The following is a 24,189-nucleotide window of genomic DNA, read 5'->3' as shown; positions in this document are numbered from 1 at the left end:
AAATAAACCCTTAAATTTACAACACAAAACTACTTAATTAAAACGACACATGTTTACTGGGATTATTGAAACTTTGGGAGAAGTAAAAAAATTGGAGAAAGAGGGAGGTAATCTTCATATTACCATAAGATCTAAGATTACCCAAGAACTAAAAATAGACCAAAGTGTTGCGCATAATGGAGTGTGTCTTACAGTCGTAAAAATTGCTGCTGATCAGTATACCGTAACCGCCATTGAGGAAACCTTGGAAAAAACCAACTTGAACGACCTTAATGAAGGAGATCTTGTAAACTTGGAACGTGCCATGGTGCTAGGAGCCAGGTTGGACGGACATATTGTACAGGGCCATGTGGACCAAACCGGGGAATGTATCGATATTAAAGAAAAGGATGGCAGCTGGTTTTTTACCTTTAGTTATGATCCAACACAAAATAACGTTACCATAGAAAAAGGATCCATAACCATAGACGGAACCAGTTTAACGGTAGTGGATTCCCAAAAAAACAGTTTTAGTGTAGCCATAATCCCCTACACTTATGAACACACACGATTTAGAAGTTACACCATAGGGACAAGGGTTAATCTGGAGTTTGACGTAATAGGAAAGTATGTTTCCAGGCTATTGGAACTCCGAGGTTAATTATGTAGTTGTCGTTTTTGGAATTTCCAGGTACCAAGACAGATTATTATAAAAATTGTGCTAATTTAAACACCTAGAACACTATAGGGTTTATAACTTATGCTTTATATAATAATTGGAACTGGCCTGCTTTTTATATCCATGGCGTTCCTTGTAACGGAAAACAATTCGAAATATCTTCTTTCCGGCTATAACACCATGAGTGAGGCAGAAAGAACAAAGGTGGATATAAAATCGTACATCCCCTATTTTAAAAAGTTCCACCTGTTTTTGGGAGTTAGCTTTATTGCTATTGGCCTCTTATTGCACTTTGCCATTGGGGAAAGCGCAAGCGGAATATTTATAGGTGTTTATCCTATTCTTGCCTATATCTATTTCATGAGGGAAAGCAATAAATACTGGAAAGGATCTAGCAGTAAATGGAATAAAATTGGTCTTTATGTGCTTGTGGCAACCTTGATTCTAGTAGTTGGGCTCCTAGCCATGGGTTTTAAGGAAAATCAAATAGTCATTGCACCGGATTCTGTCCAATTTCAGGGCAGTTATGGGGAAACACTAGGTGCGTCGGATATAGAATCCGTAATCCTTGTGGACCATTTACCTACCATTACATCAAAAACCAATGGATTTGCCCTGGGAAGCATCAGGAAGGGATATTTTAAGACCAAGGAAGGGGAGAAAGTAAAATTGATATTGAACGCGGATAACAAAGCATACCTGCTTTTTACAAAAACAAATGGAGAGAAAATTTACTTTTCTGCAAAGGAAAATACAAGCATTGAACTTTACAATGAATTAAAAAAATTCTTCCCGGAGCAGATTGAATAGTATTGGGTTACTTTCCCTCAAGAGGGTTACAACCATTGTTAGAGAGGTTAAATACCCAATTTGAATACAATATTATTTTCAAGAATCGTTATACTTGCAAGATTTGAAGTTTTATTTATGCAGTTCACGAGTGATTACATTAGTTTAAAAGGAAGTGTTTTTTCTTTCAATTTAGACCGAAACGTGGCCTTTAGATTGGTTGCTCCTCCAAACTACAGGGAATCCCAGTCACCATTTCCTGTGCTGTTAATGAACGATGGCCAAGACTATGTGGGATTGAATTTAGAAAAAACCTTGTCCGGCGCCTATAAGGACAAGAAAACTATCCCTTTTATTTTTGTGGGTATAGAAGCAGATCAAAATAGACTTTATGAGTATGGCACTTCTGTTTCTGCAGATTTTAAAGGTAGGGGCAACAAGGCGCTGCAATACTCCAAATTTATTGTAGATGAATTCATTCCCTTCCTAGGCCAGGAATTCAAAGTTTCCCCTCCTGAACAAAACTGGGTCTATTGTGGTTTTTCCCTGGGAGGTCTTTCCGCTTTTGATATTGCATTCAACAATTCCCAGTTATTTGCTAAAGTCGGCGTTTTTAGTGGTTCCTTTTGGTGGCGCAGGAAAGCATACCAAAAACACGATATGGAGGATAGAAGCAGGATTACTTTGGATATGATCAAGCACTCAAAAAATCTGGCGCCTTTACAATACTTTTTTCAGTGCGGTACAGAGGAAGAAACCGATGACCGAAACAACAATGGTGTTATAGATGTAATAGATGACACCTTGGATGTAATAAACGAATTGCAGTTAAAAGGGTATTCCTATCCCGGGGACATTTGCTATAAAGAGATTGAAGGAGGAAAGCACGATTTATACACCTGGGGCTCGGCACTGCCGCAATTTATTAAATGGGCTTTTCAAAAGGACTGAATTATACCCTTATAAATATCTTTTTTCTGTAAAGAATATATCCCAGTAACACATACAAAGAGACCAATGAGAGTCCGTACAACAATGAAGAGGTTTCCATTGCCAGAAAATCCTGTACATAAACGGTATTAAAAAGCCAGCTTTTTAGGGAGGTGTCCCCATCTACTTTTACCAAACCCATAATTTTACTGGTAAAACTGGAAAGAAAATACAGGACAATGGCATTTGCTCCGGCATATTTAAATATACTGCCAAACTTAATTCCCTTTACATCGGAGATATAATATATTATTGCTAAAATTATATTGGCCCAACCAGCTGTTACCATTACAAAACTACTACTCCACAGGGCCTTGTTTATTGGGAAAAACATATCCCACACATAACCTACAAGCAACATTACAGTTCCAATACCAAAAAGCACCATTTCCTTTTTAGCTCTTTTGGAGCGTAAAATTAGACCTGTAAAAATTCCCATTAATGTGGTAGCTATTGATGGCAGAGTACTTAACAAGCCTTCGGGATCATAATCAGCCTTATAGCTATGAGATCCAAAAACAAGAACATCCAAATAATTGGCCAAATTGTTAGGAGCACGTTCAAAGGTAGGTGCCATTCCATTTACAGGTACAAAGCCCATAAGCAACCAATACCCTATCAAAAGAAAAGCGCAAATACCAACCAGTGTTTTCCAATTGAAATTGATGAATAAAATTGAGGCGAAGAAAAACACCACACCAATGCGCTGTAGCACCCCTGGAAATCGAATGTTTTCGAAATCCTTAAAGAAGGGAAAGTGAATGGTAAACGCCCCCAAGAATAGACCCAGGCCTATTAATTTCAAGGCTCTTATGGTAATTTTTTTATAGGTGCTGGAATCTACCGGTTTGTGTTGATACGCAAAAACAATGGAACAGCCCACAATGAACAAGAAAAAGGGAAATACAAGATCTGTAGGGGTATATCCGTGCCATGGAGCATGCAAGAAAGGAGCGTACACATGGGACCAGGTTCCGGGATTATTTACCAAAATCATAAGGACAATGGTAAGTCCCCTAAAGATATCCACGGAAACTATTCTATTCTGTATATTCATTCCTAGTTTTGTGCCTACTTTCTTTTTATACGACCTTCACCTACAGAATATGATCTTTCATCTTATTCCAAGCCCTTGCCAACAACAATCCGGACACCAAGGCCACACCGGTCAAAATAAGTGCATTGGTAGTTTTTCCATATATCCAATACCCAGTGGCAAACATGCAGGAGTAGATTAATACACAACCCAGTAACATGGCAGTGATACCTGCAGGTACACTCCATTTTTCTTTGGTGTTCACAATCTCTACGTTTTCATCTTTTGCCTCCTTGATCACTTTGGACCAACCCGGCCCACCAGGTTGAATTTTTTTGTAAAAATCCTGCAATACCTGTTTAGATTCTGGTTGGGTCATATATGTTGCTGCCAACCAAATAACCGTAGTAACCACTACTACAAAAGGATATTCTGCCCAATCTGGGAAAACACCCGTTTCCGCTGCAAATAAGAAAGGTCCCACAGCCGTTAATTTTAATATTATGGAGATGATTCCCGAGGCAAACATTGCCGTAATCTCGCTCCATGCGTTGATCCTCCACCAGAACCATCTCAATATAAAGATCAGCCCAGTTCCCGCACCAAATACCAAGAGTACTTCAAACAATTGTAAGGCATTCTGTAAAAGCAAAGCCAATGCTGCACTGAAGACCATTAATATAACTGTGGATATTCTACCAACGGCAACCAATCTTTTTTCGGAGGCATTGGGATTTATTTGTTGTTTGTAAAAGTCATAAACAATATAGGACGATCCCCAATTTAATTGGGTAGAAATTGTACTCATATAAGCTGCAATAAGGGAAGCCAATACCAATCCCAACAATCCACTTGGCAATTTGGTCAACATAGCGGAATAAGCCAAATCATGACCTAATTTATCTACCGCAACATTGGGGAAAGCCTCATGGATACTAGCAATGTCCGGATATACTACAAGGGACGCCAAGGCTACCAAAATCCATGGCCATGGACGTAAGGCATAATGCATAATATTGAAGAAGAAAGTAGCACCTATGGCATGGTTTTCATTTTTAGCAGCCAACATACGTTGGGCTATGTAACCTCCACCCCCTGGTTCCGCACCAGGATACCAAGAACTCCACCATTGTACTGCCAGAGGAATTATAAATAAGGTGATCAAAGCATTTGTATTGCTAAAGTCGGGCACAATAGCAAGTTTATCCGCAACATGTTCATTGGCCATTAATGCAGTTATACCTCCTACTTCTGGAATATTCACTAAGTAGTAGGCTGCTCCAATAGCACCGCCCATAGCTACAAAGAAAAGCAGGAAATCTGTATAAACCACTCCTTTGAACCCACCCAAGGCACTAAAAGTCACGGTAATTAATCCTGCACTCACCACGGTTACCCATGGTTCCAAGCCCAACATAATACCTCCTATCTTAATTGCTGCCAAAGTAACAGCAGACATTGTAATCACATTAAATATTACCCCCAAGTAAACCGCCCTGAATTTTCTTAAAAAGCTTGCCGGTTTACCGCCATAGCGCAGTTCATAAAATTCAAGATCTGTATTTACATTGGATTTCCTCCAAAGTTTGGCGTAAACAAAGACAGTCAATAAACCTGTCAATAGAAAAGCCCACCAAACCCAGTTTCCGGAAACTCCGTTGGTACGAACAATATCGGTCACCAAATTGGGTGTATCGGTAGAAAAGGTTGTGGCCACCATAGAGAGACCTAACAACCACCATGGCATGGTTCTACCGGAAAGAAAATATTCCGATGAACTGGCCCCGGACTTCTTGGAGACATAAATTCCGATAAATAAAACGATTGAGAAAAAAACGACAATAAAACTGTAATCCAGGGTACTTAATTCCATCAGTTTGGCTTTGGTTTGAGAATTAAGATCTAAAGATAAATTTTTTTGGGATACTTTTGCCCTTTGTTCGCCAAATGTCACATATGATTCTCTCAACAACACTGGATATATCCACAACGGCCTGGGCACTTGCCTTAACCGCCGCATTTGTAATAGGAATTTCCAAAGCTGGAATAAAAGGAATAGCCATCATTAATGTTACTTTAATGGCATTGGCCTTTGGGGCCAAAGAGTCAACTGGATTAATCGTACCCCTGCTTGTTGTAGGTGATGCCTTTGCCGTAATTTATTACAATAGACATGCGCAGTGGAAGTATATAGTTGCCTTTTTACCTTGGATGATCCTTGGCATACTTATTGGCACGGCCGTAGGAAAAGATTTGCCGGAAACCACCTTTAAGATCAGCATGTCCGTTATAATTTTGGGAACGGTTATAATGATGTACTGGTGGGACAGAAAAAAATCCAAAAACGTTCCTACCCATTGGGCATTTGCCGGTTTTATAGGAACCATGGCGGGTATTACCACCATGATAGGCAATTTGGCCGGAGCCTTTTCCAACATTTATTTTTTGGCCATGAGGCTGCCAAAGAACGAATTTATTGGAACCGCGGCCTGGCTCTTTTTTATAGTGAACATATTTAAACTGCCCTTTCATATTTTTATATGGAAGACCATTACTCCTGAAACCCTAATAATTAATCTAAAATTGGTTCCCGGAATTATTTTGGGAATTATTGTTGGCGTGCGCTTGGTAAAAATCATAAAAGAACAATTCTATCGTAAGATGATTTTGATCCTAACCGCTATTGGGGCCTTCCTAATTCTTTTCAGATAATAAGCAAAAAAAGCTGGTGCAATGCACCAGCTCTTCAACTAGACTAACTCAAACTAATACTAACTCAAACTTTTCGAAACAAAAATCGTATTAAAAACCCGTCTAGAAGTTAACTAAACTTCAAGCTAACATTACCAAAAATAAAAGCCTCTACCTCCAAAGGATAAGCGTATTTCCCAACACCCTAATTGTCCCGTAAATATTTTATGCATTTCCTGATAATTATCATATTCTAAGAACGCATTTCTCCTAAAATTTGTCGATTCATATTTGGACTTTACCATGATAAGTAGTTATCCCATAAATAGATAGCTCTGATTTATATTTTAGAAGTAACACCCTAAGGGTCCAACAAATAAAAATATTTAAACGTATGAAAAAACATAGCTTTCATATTCCGGTAATGGGAATCGGATTTACCATAGATACCCCCCTAAAAGTTTCCCACCTTGGCATAGATTCTGTTATTTCTTTGGTAGATGATATCCTGATTGAAAAATTAAGGAAAATGTACTGTGAAAAATTTGAACTACCATACCAGGAAATTTCAGATAAATTGGAAGATTTTAGGGCCAAAAGAATTACCAGTTATCTCAACTTGATCAATGATGCAGCACACAAAAAATTTGAGGACCTAAAAAATTCTGCGCATGAAATAAAGGAATATTTAGGCCTCCTGCCAAATGCTTCCCATCTAAAGGAAGAATTTGAAAAACTTACTTCAAACGATTTCAAATCTGCTGAAATTAAAAAATGGTTAAAGGAGAATTTGTCCATGGGCAGCATCGATGTCAATATTATGACCAAGGTGGACAAGGACAATTATACAAAAAATGACAAGCTGCCCACTGAATTTAATGATGCTCATGCAGCCTTGCGTGGATATGCTATGAGCGAACTATATTCCTCCGTTATTCTTTCTGCTGGGATGAACCCCCGACTTTATAGTTACCTGGAAAATTTCGATGATTTTTTCCCTGATGAAAACGGAAATATTAAAAAGAAGATAGTCTTAAAAGTCAGTGATTATAGATCTGCTTTGATCCAAGGCAAATTTTTGGCAAAGAAAGGAATTTGGGTATCAGAGTATAGGATAGAATCCGGGTTAAATTGTGGTGGGCATGCCTTTGCTACAGATGGTTATTTAATGGGCCCTATTATGGCCGAGTTCAGGGACAACAGACAAGCTTACATAGATGAAATCCACGGCATTTTAATTCCGGCACTGGCCAACAAAGGCCGACAAGTACCCAAACAGAATCTATCCTTAAAAATCACCGCCCAGGGTGGTGTTGGTACTGCTGAGGAACACCAATTTCTTATGGATCATTACAAAGTGGATTCTGTAGGTTGGGGGACCCCATTTTTATTGGTTCCGGAGGCCACTACCGTAGACAAGTCCACCTTGGAGAAATTGGTCGCCGCAAAAGAAGAGGATTTGTACCTGAGCGATATATCCCCATTGGGAGTACCATTCCACAACCTTCGTGGAAACACCAAGGATATGGAAAAACAAAAAAACATAGATAAGGATCGGCCAGGAAGCTCCTGTCCAAAGAAATTTGTAGCCTTAAACAAGGATTACTCTGACAAAGGGCTATGTACTGCCTCAAGGCAATACCAAAATTTAAAAATTAAGGAACTGGATGATCTGGATCTATCCGAAAAAGAATATACCGGAAGATTGAATAAAATAACAGAGAAATCATGTACCTGTGTAGGTTTAGGTACCTCTGCCTTATTGGCCTATGGCCTGGATACTAAAACAGAAGGATCAGGCGTATCTATCTGCCCCGGACCCAATATGGCTTATTATTCCAAAATAATGACATTAAAGGAAATGGTGGACCATATATACGGACGTGGCAATGTTATTGAGAGAACCGATAGACCCCATATGTTTGTTAAGGAATTGGGGATTTACCTTGATTATCTTAAAAATAAGATTGAGGAGTCCAGGGAATCCATGAATAAAAAACAGGAAAAATACCTGTTGACCTTTACCCATAATTTAAATGAGGGTATCACCTATTACCAACAATTATTTGGCAGCCTTAAAGGACAATTTGAAAACGTAAAGGACTCTGTTCTAACAGAATTGACACAAGGTTTAAAAACATTGGAAGGTTTTAAAATGGAGATAGAAACGCTTTCTTTATCGGAGGTGTAATCTTACTCTTTTAAAGATCAATCCGGCAGAGTCGTGAATTTTAATCGGAATATCAAAGGGCCTTCCTTTGCCGATTGTCCTTCATAGCTATAACCGTTACTTGGTCTTTGTTGAAAATATAATAAACAGTTGTATTTTTATGAATAACTGCTCGCCTTAAAAGTTTTTAACTTTTTGATTCAGGATATAATGTAGGGAAATTCGAAACCGTTAATTCAAATTGCCGAAGTAAACCTTCAAATTTGGCGACCTCCTTTACAGCGAACTTTTGAATCAGGCAATGTTTAATGGAAATGGCATTGTGCAATGACCTTTTTGTCCATTCAACCCTATAAGGTTTATCCATTGTTTAAACCTTCCCAGAATTCACTGGATTCCACACTTTCACCTTGCTGATAATCCTTGATGCCCCTTAGGATATTAATCCTATCCGTTTCTGTAAGTTCTTCCCACCAGTCTGCAGATTTGTCCTCACTAGACAATTTAACAGAATTAAGGAGACTTAAAATAGAATCATCGGTCAACGCTTGAATCCATCCTACAAGCTCTTTTTTGGTTTTGTTTAATTCTGCCGTGCCCATATAATCATTTTATAATAAAGTTACAAAAACTATGCAATTATGAATTAATTCAAATACCAATATTTTTTTCTCCGCGTTTGTGACCTAATTTATCCTTAATTTGAAATTTGATCTAAAAAGATAGTCCTATAATACCCATTTTTAACATTAATTAGTCTCAAATGTAGCGGTAGTTGACCAGTCGCTCCAATTTAAATTTTGATCCCGGTAACGGACCCTCCAGTAATAGGTAGTGTTGGGTTTTAACCTATTGGTTTTTTCATCGGTAAGGTCATCATCCTTTTGCCTATTTTCCTTGTAGTACCAATTTTCGAATTGTTTCCAGCTGTCAAAAATTGGCTTTTCAAAGTCGTTGCTCTCTGCAATCTGCCAATGGGAAGCCGCATGGAATGCATTGCTGAAGCTGCTATTAAAATCCCCGGCTTTTAGTGTAGTACCTGTAAAATCAACCGTTTTGTTATTGGGTGAGATAACACTGGGCGCTCCAGGCTTTCTTTCGTTTTTATAAATGACCAGACTGTCCCTAAGTTCATTTTTTCGCTCCAACTCTTCGTTCCCCTGACTAATTCTCTTAATGGTAAACTTAGGGTCTTCCGGACTGGCATCAACTTCCACCATCACAAAACCATACTCGTCCTGGGTTACCGTAAATTCATCGTAATCCCTGCCTTCAAATTCCCCCCAATTGTCAATGGCCCCTCCTGCAGAGGCAACATTGATCCATAAGTGCTTATGATCTTTGGACTGACCTCTGGAATAACCGTGGGTATGTCCAAAAAAGTGGATACTGGGCTTCCCTGTCTTAGTGGTAAAGGCTTCCAAAAGAGCTACCACCTTTCCCGTAAAATCCTCTTCTCCGGGAATCCAAAGTTCCGATTTGTGGGGATGGTGCAATTGAGCAAAAACAAAATCTACCTCATCGTTCTGTGCAGTTTCATCCAATAGCTTTTGCAACCACTCATACTGATCCCTACTGTTATTATAGCCATCGTTGGAATTGAGCCCTATAATCCTGGTATTGCCATAGTCCTTGAACCACCAGTGTTCCGCATAGGCCGGCGTGCCGTTTTCCGGCAGACTGAAATACTTAAAATAAAATACCGAATTTTTTTCGTGGTTCCCCAATACTGGGTAGACCGGCACCTCCGCAAATAATCTTTCAGCGGGATTAAAAAAATGATCTTTCCATTGATAATATTTGGTACCATTCTCCACCAAATCACCAGGTATCATCACCATGGCCAAATTATTGGGAAGTTTGCCCCCGAACTCTTTTTCCAAATATTGCAATATGCCATCATTGACTACTTCCGAAAACTTATTAGGATTATTGTGGTCTATTTGCATATCGCTCATAGCCACAATTTTAAAGGACTCATGGTCACTGGCAAAGGGAGGGGTTTTAAATTGAAAAATGTCCGACACTATTTTTCCTGTTTTCACGCGATAGTAATATTCGGTAAAGCGCTTTAATCCTTCCAATTTAACTTCGTGAATTCTAGATTCACTAAAATTGATGTCAAAAGCAATACCCTTGGTCTTTTTGCCTAGTTTTGGCGTTGATCCCCATTCAACCATGCTTTCCTCACCCACCGATGTTTCCCACATAATTTTAATGGAATTGGGCTCTGCATCCTGAAGATAGGGTTGAATTAAAAATTCTTTCTTTGCATTTTGGGCACCTCCCAATACATGGAATGCCATGGCAAAAAACAATATTACTTTAATCTTCATGTCTAGATCTATGTATTTTTAATTACGAATGTACAATGGCCAAACTTTCATCCAGAATATTTAAGGCCGAATCCAGTTCTTTTCTACTTATGGTAAGTGCGGGTGACAATTGCAGAACGTTACCCGCAGAAACCTTAAAGCTAAGGCCTCGTTTTAAACATTCGTACATGACCACCTCCGCCTCATCTATCGCCTTTTCCTTGGTTTTCTTGTCCTTCACCAATTCTACACCCCACAACAATCCCATACCCCTGACATCACCAATAAGGGGATATTTTAACTGTAATGCGCCCAGTGACGTTTTTAGGTATTTTTCATCTGCCTTGACCTTGTCCAATATTTTTTCATTTTCCAAAAAGGCAATGGTACCAAGTCCTGCTACGGCACCTAACGGACTTTTTTCATGGGTATAGTGTCCCAGCGAGATATCCCCGAACTTGTTGTATTCGTCCCTAGTGATAATTGCAGCCTGAGGAAATATTCCACCCCCCAATCCCTTTCCAATACACAATATATCCGGTTCTATTCCATAATGTTCAAAAACAAACATCTTACCTGTTCTGCCAAGAGCTATTGGAATTTCATCCAAAATAAGTAATACCCCATATTTGGTGCAAAGCTCCCTGGCCTTCTTCCAAAATGCTTTGGAGGGCAATTGAACATCCGTATTCCTAATAGTTTCGGCAATAAAAGCCCCAATATCGCCTTCCTTGGAAAACACATATTCCAAATATTCCAAACATTTATCCTCATTGTCTTCAAAAATTCCACGGTAGGTAACAGGTGGTGGAATACGCTCCACTCCTGGCATTAATGGCCCCATGGACTCCCTAAAAACGGCTTCCCCACCCACGCTGATGGCATCCAAGGAAGCCCCGTGAAAAGAATCCCAAAAAGAAACCACCTTAAATCTGCCCGTGACGGCCCTCGATAATTTTAGGGCAATTCCTATGGAAGAACTTCCATTAGGAGTCAAGAGCACCCTGTTAAGATCGGATGGCATCAAAGAGGCCAATTTTTCAGCAAAATCAATGGCAGGAATGTTGGTATAACGTCTTGGGGAAAAAGGCAAAACTTTTAATTGCTCAATAATTTTTTCAATTAGATTTGGATTGGCGTAGCCAACTTGGTGCACATTATTGCCATGGAAATCCAGGTATTTTTTTCCTGATATGTTCTCAATATAGGGTCCCTCACAACTTTGTAAAACATCCAGACAAGGAGTGGACATGGATTGATGAAGGAAATATCTGGCATCCCGTTCCAAAATTTGTTTGGTTTCCTCGCTAATCTCAGAGTCCATCCAAGCAGCACGTGCCGGAGTAAAATTAATATCTCCTTCGGTCTTTTTGTTCTGGGCACCAATACCTGAATTATCTTGCTTCATAAGGTCCGTATTTTGCTATTATTTCTCGTTCTTTTGTGTTGTCGTTCAGGATATAGATATCATATTGACTTCCTTGGTTATACACCCGGACCACAATATGACCGTTCTGACTTTTATATTGATCCAACCTATCGCCTATCACATCTTTAAGAGGTTGTAACATAACCGTTGAAAACAAATCCCGCTCTCCAGGATATAAGGACTTGGAAGTTATTCTTCTTAGCACTTCCTCCCCTGGGTGGTCCGATGACCAATTTTGTTGTATCCATACCCTTGGTCTAAGTGTTCTTACAAAGAATACATTTTGGGAATCCCTGTTGCCATGATGGTTCAAGGTGGCAACATCCACAGGACCAATCACTGGTGCCACGTGCGATTCCAAGGAATTTAAGTCCATTTGTCCCAAGGTATCGATACCACTAATATCTCCTCCGGTAAAATAATCGAACCGGCCATAGGTAATTTTTAGACATGTGCTTAAAGGATTTTCACCGGGATAATCCCCTTTGGTAAAGAAAGAATAATAATCCTCGTTTTCACCAGTCCATATATCGCCATTAACAGCAATATTACGAATTTCAAAATGGGGATATTTATTGGGGGATTGTTTTAGATGGATTTGATTTATAGCCCCAGGCTTTAAGGCTTCGTAAATCATCCCATCTTCCTTGATGTGATAATCCATATAATTCCAATACTCCTGCAATGTTTCTATAATACTATAAGAATCGTTCGCTTTTATTTTCTTTTGTACTGCTGTATTCTTTAAATCGATTGGATAATTACTTCCGCGGTCCAAATGGGTTTTAATAGGCAATAAACTCCCTACTTCCATCATTCCTGTTAAGCCATACTTTCCTTTTGGGTGTCGTTTCCTTTTAACATCCATCTCCCCGAAATGATCGTCATGGTAATGTGTAATTAGTCCGTAATCCAGTTGCAAGGTTTTATTTTTTGGAAAAAACTGATGAATATAATCCACAATCCATTGGGGCGCAGTTTTGGAATTATCGGGTTTTTGTACTGCATTTCTGGCAGATAAAGTTCTAGGATGGGTTTCGGACATGTCACCTGCATCCACCAAGAGCGTGGTCGCATCTGGAAAAACAAAAAAAGCGGCATCCCCCCTACCTGTATTTATATGATGAATATCCAACATCCCCTCTTCCCACGCGGGTAATTGCCCTCCTTTGTCTTGGGCCGTTACCAGCATCATGGACAAAAGAAGAAATATGAACTTCATTGATAAACCTTTTACCGTTATTTCCAATTACTTTAATATTGATGTAGATAGCACTTGTTTAGGAATGGTCTTAGTTTGATAATCCACGTTCAACCAACCACTACCACCTCCATTAAACCATACCACTTGCAAAGGGTAGGTTCCCGGCTTTAAGGAAATACTGCCATTCTTTTCAATCACCCCATGATCTCCATCATTATCCACTACCAATTCATTATTTACCCACAATTTACTACCATCGTCAGAATTGGTATAAAAGGTAAATCTATCCTCCTTTTCGACCTGAATGGTGGTGCTGAATCTTACCACTGTGTTGCTTCTAATTTCTTCCTTTACCTCGTCAGAAGTAATTTCAAAACAAGTTCCCTTGGCATCCGGTTTTCTATTTTCCAGACTGGGAATGCTGGTCAAGTTTTCCAAATAAAAAACCTCATAAGAAATGGGAGGGGCCATTGTCTTGTTTTTTATTCTAAAAAAGGCCTCCGATACCGTACTGGCAATTTTTCCATTTCTAAAAATAGCACTTTTAACAACAACATTTTCTGTTGTCTCGACCGGGTCGGTATATAAAGTGGAATTTGCAGTGGGCATGGAACCATCCAAGGTATACCTTATCTCACCAGTACCGTTTGTGTTTTCCATAATAATGGTCGCGGTGTCATCAAATAGGCCCCCAGCCTTTTTATTGAGTTTGGCAACAGGTAGAATAGCCGGTTGCTCAACCCTTATCGTAGTGGGATAATCATCGTTAAGATCAAAGCCTTCAAAAGCATTTTTTACTGGTTTGCCAATCCAGGCCATAGGTGTTTTTATTCCCAAAGCAAAAGCGACCGTTGCCGCATTGTCATATTGATAAACTGGATATTTAAGCACATGGTTCTTCTTGACCGATTTTCCCCAAAGGATAAAAGGAATTTCTATTTCCTGTAAAGATTCACCTCCATGACCTTTTCCCAGTCCACCATGATCTGCGCTTATGATAACCAATGTTTCATCGGCCATTCCAGATGCCTTGATAGCTGCCATTACTTCTGCCAGCATGGCGTCCGCCTTTTCCACGGATTTATAGTATTCAGGGCTCCCGTGACCGTATTCGTGTCCACCATGATCTACATGGTCAAAATGGATAAAAGTGAAGGTGGGCTTTTTTTCTTTTATATAAGCACTGGCCAAGGCTGCCGTTTGGTCTTCGGACTCTGGATTTATATCATAGTCCACGGCCCCTTTTTCAAACAGTCTTCCAAATCCCGACCAATGATAAATTGCTCCTATTTCCGCACTTTCCTTTTGGTCATCTATCAATTGAAAGATGCTTGGAAAAAGAAAATCCTCACTTTGCGTAATCGTGGGCAATACAAAATTGTTTTTCTCCCAGCTGTTGGAAGTAATACCATGTTGCTCAGGACCGGCACCCATAATCATGGAAGCCCAGTTGGTACTGGAACTTGTAGGCAGAACCGCCCTGGCATGCATACTGGCAGCCCCTTCACTTATAATCTTATCAAAGGTTGGGGTTGTTGCATTTTTTAATCCATTGGGACTTAATCCATCAAAACCAATAACCACCACATGCTTTACTATGGGAGAATTTTCATGATTTTTTTTGGCACAGGACCAAAATGAACCGAAAATAATTATCAATGCAATTATTTTAAGCAATAATTCTTTAGCGAAAACTTTTTGCAAGATGCCCGAAATAGCCGAAAACAAGGTGCTTTTAAGTACAAAATTGGCTTTGCTCATTTAGATTGGTTTTAATTTTTGATTAATGAAGAAGTGTAAATATCATGTGACTAAGTTAAGTTAAATAGTTAATAATATTAAATTTTTGTAACTATAACTACAATTTCTATTTAAAAATTTATAATTGCCAATGCCATAGAAAGTATACTCCCTCCCTATACACTTACAGCTGCTTAGTTAACTAAAAAGGCAAGGCCATAGCGGTTTTCCACTATGGCCTTGGACAAAATATATATGGGCTTGGGTTTTGTTTTGCCAATCAATATCGGCAATATGCCCCCAAAACCTATTTGGTGCCGAAAATTATTCCAACCACCAGGTTATTTCACGAATCTTATCGTTCCCAGCTCCAAACTGACTTTCAATGGCTGTAGCTACATTTGCAGTATTGTTGTTGTACTCGGAATTAGGGTAGATCCATCGGGTTGGAGGGGTGGCTCCCGGTAATTGTGCGAATGCAGGGTAACCTGTCCTTAAGTGATCAAAATATGCCCTCCAGCCCGTTTGCAAAAAGGAAGTAAAATATTTCTGGGTCAGAATGAGCTCCATTTTCTCCTCAGTGGCCAAGCTGTTATCAAACACCACCTCTGCCCCCAAAAGATAGTTGTCGGCATCCGAAGGCTCTACATAGGTTTCAAAATTCTTGGCATAGGTATTATAAAATTCGAAAGATGATTTTACCGCATTTTCATAATGTTCCTTGGCATCGGTAGCGATCCACCCACGAACGGATGCTTCGGCCAATATAAACTCCAGTTCCCAATATCCCATTAAGTTGTGCGGCTCGGTAGTAGGGTCCGTGGTATATCTCAGGTTTACCTTGGAGACATCGCCTGCGGCCGCCTTGTCGTTTACCTCTGCATAAGGTGCCAAGGGATCCCCTCCCTCGTAGGCCATAAAATCATCAATGGCCAATCCTGCCTCCTTGGCATTTTTGGTCTGTCCGCAATAAATGAACAGCCTAGGGTCCTGTCTGTCCTGGAGCATTTCGATAAAGGTAGAGGACATGTACATTCCCGATCCATAACCACTGGAGTTGAATTCCGTATACCTACTCCCTTCCTCGTCCAAAAAGACCAACTGGCCATTGTCCTCGTTAGATTCCATTATGGGCCCATTATTGTATATACCGGCAAAGGAACTTATTAGGTTCAAATCCGCGTCGCCCACCTTTTTGGAAAGGGTCATAAGGACCTTTAGCCTAAAGGAATTGACCAATTTTTGCCATTTGGTGGTATTCCCGCCAAAAATAATATCCCCGGCAATAATATTGGTATTCCCCTCCAAAAGATCATTGGCTTCCGACAGTTCCTTTAATATCCCGACAAAAACTTCTTTTTGGGTATCATACTTGGGCAGATACTGCTCCCCGGTCTCCCCTTTAAGGGCTTCGCTATAGGGAATATCGCCAAATGTAAGGGTCAGGTTATAGAAGTAGTATGCCCTGAAAAATTTGGCCAAGGCCATATATTCATCGCTTTCTATACGCTCTGCCTCCTCCATCATTTTGGTGACCTCCCCCAACATATTATAGTCGTCAAAGCTGGCACGGTCCCAGTTGTAATATTGGCCACTGTTCTCCCCATCGGTCTGCACCAAAATACGGGATGCGTACAAGGCCCCGGTACCATCCACCTCAAAGGCATTGCTTGCTATATTGGTCAATAACAATTGCGGGTGCGTTTCACTGACATTATTAGGGTTGTCGTTCAATTCTGTCAGATCTTGACAGCCAGTAAGAGCCATCAATACTGTTAATCCGAATAAAATTCCTATTTTTTTCATTGTGTGTCTTTTACTAAAATTTAACATTAACGCCTATACCGATGTACCTAGTGGAAGGATCCTGTAAATTATTGTCGTTCCCAAAATCCGGATCAATGATATCTGCCTTCTTCCATACCAATAGGTTATAGCCGCTAAGGGTTACATCAAGATTCTTAACGCCGTTGATATTGGTCAGTTCGGTGAGATCATATTTAAAGGAAAGGGTCCTTAACTTAAAGAAGCTCCGATCGAAAATATTGGCAAACTTCTCGTTTTCCTTGTAGGTCACGGCAGCCCTGTACGGGTAGTTCTGTGACCAGGTCTGCCAGCTCACCGCAGTGGTATTCTGGGTGTAGGTCCTGGTATCGGAAATAACATCCCCATTTACGTCCTGCACCAGGTCGCCGCCCGTAACCTGTACCCCGTCCGGTACATATACCGGTACTCCGGCCGCGTATTCCGCATCCCTATATTCGGTAGAATTGGGGTGCTTACCGCCCCACCACATCTTCTCAACGGTCAGGGAACGGATCAGACCGCCCCATCCGCCGTCTATACCAACATTCACGGTCAGGTTCTTATACTTAAAACTATTCTGAAGCCCTAGGGTCCAATCCTGATCGTTATGTCCCAAAAGTTGTGGGAAATTATCCCTGATAGGCAATCCATTGGTACCCAGGATCAGATCCCCGTCCGCAGACTTCTGCCACACCGTTGCATAGTAGCTGTCCGCCCTATCGTTCAGCCTTAGATTGTTATAAGTGGTATTGTCCCCATATATTTCCGTGATTTTCTGGACCTTTCTGCTCCAGTTCGCGGTAACGTTCCAACTAAAGTCCTCCGTAAGGATCGGTTTGGCATTGAGCACCACTTCCAGACCATTGGTAGTATATTCGTTGCCATTTACCTTTCTGTTCTCAAATCCCGATGTGTTCGAGATTGGCAGATCAATGATCTGGTTGCTGTCCACCACATTGTAATAGGTAAGGTCCAGGGCAACCCTGTTCTTTAAAAAGGCAGAACTTAGACCAAGCTCGAACGAATCGGAACTTTCGGGCTCTATATTGGAATTTACAAGGCCATTGGGGTACTGCAATTTTATATTCCCTCCAAAAACACCGCTATTGGTGTAATAGGATTCCGTGCTATAAGGGTTCAGGTCACTGGAAACCTGTGCCCATGACCCATAGAGCTTTAAATAGTCCACGGCCTCCGGCATGGTTACAAAATTGGACACCACCGTACTCAAGGAAACCGATGGGTAGAAGTAAGAACGGTTTTCCTTGGGCAATGTAGAGGACCAGTCGTTCCTGGCAGCAGCGGTCAAAAACACCGCATCGTAAAGATCCACTCCCAAAGTGGCATAGACACTATTGGTCGCCCTTTCCTCGACATAAGTAGTTGCGGCCACATTGCCACTGGTATTGTTAAGGCTGTACACAAAAGGGACCACTAGTCCGTCAGTGGAGTTGTACTCCTGCTGGTATTTTCTATAAAAGGTAGAGGCACCGGCGTTCACGTCGAAGGAGATATCCTCGGTCAAAGATCTGGTATAGGAGGCCAAAATATCGTAGTCTACGGTCAACCTTTTGGAGTTCCACGTCTTATAGTCCCCTTCCCTGGCATCGCCGTAATTCAAATAGGTCTTGGGGCTCTGTCTGTCCTCAAAAATATCCTGCACCACGGCCGAGCCCCTTCCCTGAAGGTTAAGGCCTTCGGCTATATTGTACTTAAGTACCATCTGGGCATTGATCAGATCGGCATCGTATTTCTGGTTCAGTTCATTGGCCGCAAAATAAACGTTGTTGTACCAGGCATAGTTAAAATTGGCCTGCCTATAGCCTTCCTGTCCGGGAACGTACATATGTTCCTGAAGTTCCTTGCCATTGACATCGTCCCCCATCCAAATTAGAATGGTATACATGTGGTTCTTTGGTCCGTAACCATGCCTTGGGTAGTTGGGGGAATACACCTTGTTATAGGATAATTTACTGTCCAAGGTAAGTGATTTGGAAAGGTTGGTGGTAGATTTAAAAGTCAGGCCCCCTGTCTTAAGGCCCGAATTGGGGACCCTATCCTTTTGGTCGGAATAATTTCCCGACAAACGGAACGACCCTTTTTCGGATTTGCTCGATATGGAAAAATCCGTACTGGAAATATACCCGGTCCCCATGAAATCCTTTAGGTTATTGTGATATTCCCAAGGCGTCGGCACCCTGGAATAACGGGATTTATCGTCATATTGGGTGCCATAGACATCCCCCCACCAAGGAATGGTTTCCCCGGTAACGTTATCCAATATCGGGCTGTTCCATTGGGAGACCATAACCCCAGGCTCAAACTTGGGACCCCAGATCATATCCCCATCGGAAATACCTCCGTCCTTACCGTCCCAGAATTCATATTTTCCATTGGATCCGTTACCATATTCCGTTTGGGTTTCCGGAAAAACAGTGAAGCCTGCGGATACCATTGTATTATGGGAAACCGAAATTTCCAAACCGTCTACATTGGCGTTCTTGGTCGTGATCAATATGGCACCGTTCCTTCCCCTGGACCCATAAAGTGCAGAAGCCGTTGTTCCTTTCAGGACGTTTACATTGGCTATGTTGTTGGCGGAAACATCATAAAAATCGGTCTCGACAGGTATCCCGTCAATTACGATCAGGGGCGATTTGCCCCTTAGGGAAAACGAGGGCTTTTGAAATAGTCCAGTGGGATTGCTTACGCTGAGTCCCGCTACCTGACCGGTAAATAGATTCCCCACATTGGGGGCATTTATTTCCTCTATGATCTCCACATCCATTTTCTGGGTGGCATAACCGATCTTCTTCTCCGCCCTGGTAATACCCAAAGCCGTTACAACCACCTCATTTAATTTTTCCGAATCGGGAAGAAGTACTATTTCCGCTGATGTTTTACCAGAGGTGGCAAGTTCAGTTGGTATATATCCTATATAGGAAACGAGGAGAATATCGCTTACCGAATTCAACTCAATTTGAAAATTTCCGTCAAAATCCGTAGCCACACCCTTGGAACTACCTTTAATGACTACTGACGCCCCTGGTAAAGGCGCATTGTTTTCATCCAAAACCTTTCCCGTAAATATTCCCTGGGAATGGCCCATGATACATGCAAAAAAGGCAAATACCATAACAATACTTGTTTTGTTCATTCTGTTTAGTTTGTGATTTTTTTAATTATTTAGTGAGCGCAAATATCCTAGGCATAGGTTAACTAAACCCTCAATTAATATTAAAAGATTGCAATGAAATGGGCTTAATTGTTAAAACAACGTTAACAGCGAAAATTGGACAAGAAACCAACAAAATAGTACTTAAGACCCGCCTAAGAAAAGTGCACCTCTAGAAGAAATGTGAAGAGTGATGCGGAATAAACTGGAGAAAAATTACACTTCGGCCAATTGTATTTCCGACTTTTCCACTAATAAATTCTTTCTGTATTTCCTTTTGAAGTAGAAAAGTGAAACTAGAGTAATAATAGTCCCCAAAACAGCGATTAAATAAGTGCTGGCCATAAAGAAATTGAGCCAAGAAAGCTTGCTATGACCAAAATTCTTATAAAGAAGTACTCCCATGCTACCTAAATAACCAAAGGCATCTGCAATATATATAAGGTAACCAGCATTTCCCTTTATCCGAAAAGTGGCAATCATACGATCGAAAAAAATACAGTTAAAAGGTACATAACATATATAGAGCCCAAAGCCTACACTGATCATCCAAAGAATAGGTGAAATTAAGGCCATTTGAAACAACAGGGTAGAAAGACCAATGGCAATAGTACCAAAAAGCAATAGGTAGTGATAGGAAACAAAGGCCTTATAATTATTTTTGATCACTCCTAAAAAACCTATGATCACCAATACCAGTATAGCTATAGGCAGTTCGGATATGGTATATATGGCAGCATCTCCCTGGAAACCTAAGGCATCCCAAATTTCCCTAGAAAAATTATCCCTGAAATCGCGCAATGCCGTTAAGAAAGTGTAGAAAAAAACCAAAATTATAATTGGAAACAGGAAGGCAAGAAAAACCCTTTTTCTATCCTTTCCTGTCATTGGTTTCCGTTCTGTTCTAAGTTCCTTATCCTCCTCCGTAGGTTGGGGCATTTTATTCAACAACCAAGCAAAAAATACAAAAGGGGCTAAAAAAACCCCACCGGTAACGGAAGGCATCCAAAATTGGGATACCTGCCAATTTTCCATAACCAAAAGACCAACCGATTTTACCGCGCCACTGGATACTATAAAGCTGGAACATAAAGCCACACCTAAAAATTCAGTAAACTTTCTACCTTCCAAATATGAAAAAACAATTCCCCATACCATCCCTAAAGGAAGGCCATTTAAGAACATGAATACTATATTATAAGGAGACGGAGTTATGGCGAACAATAGTAGACTTGCCTCGGCAGCAAGAATTAGTCCCAGGAGATAATATATTCTCTTGTTGGGCTGAAGCTCTGAAATTACTTTAATCCCTATAAATTTAGATAGCATATACCCAAGTACCTGCGCAATTATCAGAATTATCTTGTAATCTACCCCCGCAAACGAAAGGTCTTCAAATGTAGCTACAGTAAAGGGCTTGCGAAAAGCATACATGCAGAAATAAGTGCCAAAGGAGGCAAATGCCCCATATAGCAAAAACGAAATATCTTTTTTTACTAACTTCAAAAGTGTTGGTAGTTTGGTCTAAAATTTCTCAAAAGATAAATATTAAAAGACAATATTCGCCCCTTTTTAAGTTGAAATGAATTTTTTAAAGTTATTAGAGCATTATGTAAAGATTAAAATAATAAACCACGGCATATTTTGTCAATTTTCAGGAAAGGCTCGGCCTCGGGTCATGAAATATCGGCATTTCTCAATCTAAGGGCATTGGCGATTACGGAAACAGAACTAAAACTCATGGCCAATGCGGCAATCATGGGTGATAATAGTAGCCCAAAAAATGGGTATAGAACACCAGCAGCAATAGGTACGCCAAGTGTATTATATACAAGTGCAAAAAATAAGTTTTGTTTAATATTTCCCATCACTTTAACACTTAGGTTCCTAGCTTTTACAATTCCTTGTAAATCTCCTTTTACCAAAGTGATGGAAGCACTTTCAATAGCCACATCGGTGCCTGTTCCCATGGCAATACCAACCTCACTCTTTGCCAAGGCAGGTGCATCATTGATGCCATCTCCTGCAACCGCAACTTTTTTGCCCTGTTTTTGTAAGCTTTCCACTACATTTAACTTATCCTGAGGAAGCATCCCCGCTTTAAAATCGGTAAGATCAAGTTCATCCGCCACAGCCTTTGCTGTATCATAGTTATCCCCTGTCAACATCATTACCGATATTCCCAAGGATTGCAGTGCTGAAATGGCCTTTTTGCTGGTTTCTTTTATTTTATCTGTAATTACAACAAATCCAACCGCAGTACTATCTACAGAAATCATGGAAACCGTTTTACCAAGTTGCTGTTGCATTTTTACCTTATTGATTAACTCTTCCGACATTGTGGCTTTGACTTCCTCCATCATGCTATCATTCCCCAATGCCAACTTTTTCCCATTGACAATTCCTGTTACGCCTTTCCCTGTGACCGAATTAAATTCTGACACCTTCAATATTTCCGCTCCTTGTTCCTTCCCGTATGCAACCGTCGCCTCCGCCAACGGATGTTTGCTCATTTGATTGAGCGATACAATATATTGCAACACTTTTTCCTCAGGGTATTCACCCGAGGTAACCACTACTTTTTCCACAGATGGTTTTCCTGCTGTAATTGTTCCGGTCTTATCAATAATTAGAGTGTCAATTTTATTCATTTTCTCTAAGGCCTCCGCATTTTTGACCAATACCCCGGATTGCGCCCCTTTCCCTATTCCTACCATAACAGACATTGGTGTGGCCAAGCCCAAGGCACAAGGACATGCTATGATCAATACGGCAATAGCATTTACCAAGGCATAGACATATTTGGGTTCTGGACCAAAAATAGCCCAAACGATGAAAGTAATAACTGAAACCAATACCACAACGGGAACAAAATATCCTGAAATCCTATCCGCCAATTTCTGAATTGGAGCCTGACTTCGACTGGCCTTATTGACCATGTCTATAATTTGTGCCAACAAAGTGTCCGAACCCACTTTTTCTGCCTTCATCACAAAGGATTGGTTTCCATTTATAGTTCCGGAACTAACATGGTCACCTTCTTTTTTGTCTACTGGAATGGGTTCTCCGGTAATCATGGACTCGTCCACTGAGCTCATGCCCTCATGGATGACCCCATCAACAGGAATTTTATCCCCCGGCTTAACCCTGAGTAAATCCCCTATTTTAATTTTATCGATGGCAATGACCTCTTCCTTCCCATCTACCAGTTTGATAGCCTTATTGGGCGCCAATTTTAACAGCTCTTTCACCGCATTGTTGGTCTTACTATGGGCCCGGGCCTCTAAAAGCTGTCCCAACAAAACCAGGGTCAATATTACTGTAGCGGCTTCAAAATAAACGTGTACAGTACCGTGATGGGTTTTAAATTGGGAAGGGAAAATATCGGGAAAAAGCATCCCGAACACACTAAATAGCCAAGCAACCCCAGATCCGATACCAATAAGGGTAAACATATTTAAATTCCATGTCTTTATTGAGCGATATGCCCTTTCAAAAAACATCCAAGTAGCATAAAATACCACAGGAAGGGAAAGTCCAAACTGGATCCAATTCCAATATTTCATTTCCAAAAGAGTATACAACGGGTTATTGGGTACCATCTCGGACATAGCAATAAGAAAAATGGGGAGCGTAAAGGCAAGGGCTATCCAAAATTTCTTCAATAATTTATTATAGTTTTTTTCCTCTGCCGAAATATCTGCCTTTAATGGCACCAGGTCCATTCCACAGATCGGACAGGAACCTGGTTCATCCTGGATAATCTCAGGGTGCATGGGACAGGTATATTGGGTATCACCCCCAATATTCGCCTTTACCTCTTCCACCAGATCCATTCCACAAACCGGACAATCCCCCGGTTGATCATAGGTCTTATCCCCCTCACAATGCATAGGGCAATAAAAGGTCCCTGTACCCTTACCATTGGGCTTTTGTTTCTTAGGTAGATGATGCTCGTGTTCCTCCCCTGGCATAGAAATGCCATAGGCGCCGCCATCATCTTCAAGGGCCTTTTTGAAAGTAGATAGAGGTATATGCCCGTCCATGTCAATTACAGCTTCGGCTTTTTCCAAATTTACCGTTGCCTGGGTAACGCCTTCCACTGCATTTAAGGTGTTCTCTACATGCGACCTACATCCATTGCAGGTCATACCGTGTATCTTATAGGTGTGTCTCATATCCAAGC

At 40.7% G+C, this 24,189-nt stretch carries 16 protein-coding genes; 5 read left to right on the top strand and 11 right to left on the bottom strand.

The window, feature by feature from the left end:
- The first annotated feature begins 49 nt into the window (after positions 1 to 49).
- From KO529_RS18530 to KO529_RS18520, 3 genes are all read left to right on the top strand, one after another.
- The gene (locus KO529_RS18530; RefSeq protein WP_215949356.1) at positions 50 to 640 is read left to right on the top strand and encodes a riboflavin synthase; all 591 of its coding nucleotides are present in this window, start codon (positions 50 to 52) and stop codon (positions 638 to 640) included.
- A gap of 99 nt (positions 641 to 739) precedes the next feature.
- Entirely contained in the window at positions 740 to 1,468 is a 729-nt protein-coding gene (locus KO529_RS18525; RefSeq protein ID WP_215949355.1) for a DUF3784 domain-containing protein, read from the top strand.
- Positions 1,469 to 1,528: 60 nt separating this feature from the next.
- Positions 1,529 to 2,398: an alpha/beta hydrolase gene (locus KO529_RS18520; protein WP_215949354.1), complete on the top strand. Its 870-nt coding sequence runs from the start codon at positions 1,529 to 1,531 to the stop codon at positions 2,396 to 2,398.
- A gap of 1 nt (position 2,399) precedes the next feature.
- On the opposite strand, the gene KO529_RS18515 is transcribed toward KO529_RS18520, so the two are convergent.
- Entirely contained in the window at positions 2,400 to 3,494 is a 1,095-nt protein-coding gene (locus tag KO529_RS18515) for an acyltransferase family protein (protein WP_215949353.1), read from the bottom strand.
- A gap of 40 nt (positions 3,495 to 3,534) precedes the next feature.
- Positions 3,535 to 5,346: a sodium:solute symporter family protein gene (locus KO529_RS18510; protein ID WP_215949352.1), complete on the bottom strand. Its 1,812-nt coding sequence runs from the start codon at positions 5,344 to 5,346 to the stop codon at positions 3,535 to 3,537.
- A gap of 83 nt (positions 5,347 to 5,429) precedes the next feature.
- On the opposite strand from KO529_RS18510, the gene KO529_RS18505 reads away from it, so the two are divergent.
- Both KO529_RS18505 and KO529_RS18500 read left to right on the top strand, forming a co-directional pair.
- Positions 5,430 to 6,185 carry a sulfite exporter TauE/SafE family protein gene (locus KO529_RS18505; protein WP_215949351.1) on the top strand — a complete coding sequence of 252 codons (756 nt, stop codon included), beginning with the start codon at positions 5,430 to 5,432 and terminating at the stop codon, positions 6,183 to 6,185.
- Between the two features lie 373 nt (positions 6,186 to 6,558).
- The gene (locus tag KO529_RS18500) at positions 6,559 to 8,355 is read left to right on the top strand and encodes a hypothetical protein (RefSeq protein ID WP_215949350.1); all 1,797 of its coding nucleotides are present in this window, start codon (positions 6,559 to 6,561) and stop codon (positions 8,353 to 8,355) included.
- 338 nt (positions 8,356 to 8,693) lie between these two features.
- Here KO529_RS18500 and KO529_RS18495 read toward each other — a convergent pair whose 3' ends face one another.
- From KO529_RS18495 to KO529_RS18455, 9 genes are all read right to left on the bottom strand, one after another.
- Positions 8,694 to 8,936, bottom strand: coding sequence for a hypothetical protein (locus tag KO529_RS18495; RefSeq protein ID WP_215949349.1), 243 nt, complete (start codon positions 8,934 to 8,936; stop codon positions 8,694 to 8,696).
- Positions 8,937 to 9,083: 147 nt separating this feature from the next.
- Positions 9,084 to 10,670 carry a fibronectin type III domain-containing protein gene (locus KO529_RS18490; protein WP_215949348.1) on the bottom strand — a complete coding sequence of 529 codons (1,587 nt, stop codon included), beginning with the start codon at positions 10,668 to 10,670 and terminating at the stop codon, positions 9,084 to 9,086.
- A 22-nt stretch (positions 10,671 to 10,692) separates the two neighbouring features.
- Positions 10,693 to 12,057 carry a (R)-1-hydroxy-2-aminoethylphosphonate ammonia-lyase gene (gene pbfA, locus KO529_RS18485; protein ID WP_215949347.1) on the bottom strand — a complete coding sequence of 455 codons (1,365 nt, stop codon included), beginning with the start codon at positions 12,055 to 12,057 and terminating at the stop codon, positions 10,693 to 10,695.
- Complete coding sequence (locus KO529_RS18480) at positions 12,044 to 13,300, bottom strand: hypothetical protein (RefSeq protein ID WP_252734470.1); 1,257 nt, start codon at positions 13,298 to 13,300, stop codon at positions 12,044 to 12,046. The genes pbfA and KO529_RS18480 overlap by 14 nt, the downstream gene beginning before the upstream one ends.
- Positions 13,301 to 13,327: 27 nt before the next feature.
- The gene (locus KO529_RS18475; protein ID WP_215949345.1) at positions 13,328 to 15,043 is read right to left on the bottom strand and encodes an alkaline phosphatase family protein; all 1,716 of its coding nucleotides are present in this window, start codon (positions 15,041 to 15,043) and stop codon (positions 13,328 to 13,330) included.
- Between the two features lie 303 nt (positions 15,044 to 15,346).
- The gene (locus tag KO529_RS18470) at positions 15,347 to 16,828 is read right to left on the bottom strand and encodes a SusD/RagB family nutrient-binding outer membrane lipoprotein (RefSeq protein WP_215949344.1); all 1,482 of its coding nucleotides are present in this window, start codon (positions 16,826 to 16,828) and stop codon (positions 15,347 to 15,349) included.
- A 13-nt stretch (positions 16,829 to 16,841) separates the two neighbouring features.
- The gene (locus KO529_RS18465; RefSeq protein ID WP_215949343.1) at positions 16,842 to 19,985 is read right to left on the bottom strand and encodes a SusC/RagA family TonB-linked outer membrane protein; all 3,144 of its coding nucleotides are present in this window, start codon (positions 19,983 to 19,985) and stop codon (positions 16,842 to 16,844) included.
- A gap of 234 nt (positions 19,986 to 20,219) precedes the next feature.
- Entirely contained in the window at positions 20,220 to 21,509 is a 1,290-nt protein-coding gene (locus tag KO529_RS18460; RefSeq protein ID WP_215949342.1) for a DUF5690 family protein, read from the bottom strand.
- 170 nt (positions 21,510 to 21,679) lie between these two features.
- Positions 21,680 to 24,181 (bottom strand): heavy metal translocating P-type ATPase, encoded by a 2,502-nt coding sequence (locus tag KO529_RS18455; RefSeq protein ID WP_215949341.1) that lies wholly within the window; start codon positions 24,179 to 24,181, stop codon positions 21,680 to 21,682.
- Between the last annotated feature and the right edge of the window lie 8 nt (positions 24,182 to 24,189).

It is taken from the genome of Arenibacter algicola (assembly GCF_018860365.1).
In the GTDB taxonomy this organism is placed as follows: domain Bacteria; phylum Bacteroidota; class Bacteroidia; order Flavobacteriales; family Flavobacteriaceae; genus Arenibacter; species Arenibacter algicola_B.
Note: the sequence above shows the minus strand (reverse complement) of the source record. Positions and strands in the feature narration are given on the sequence as shown.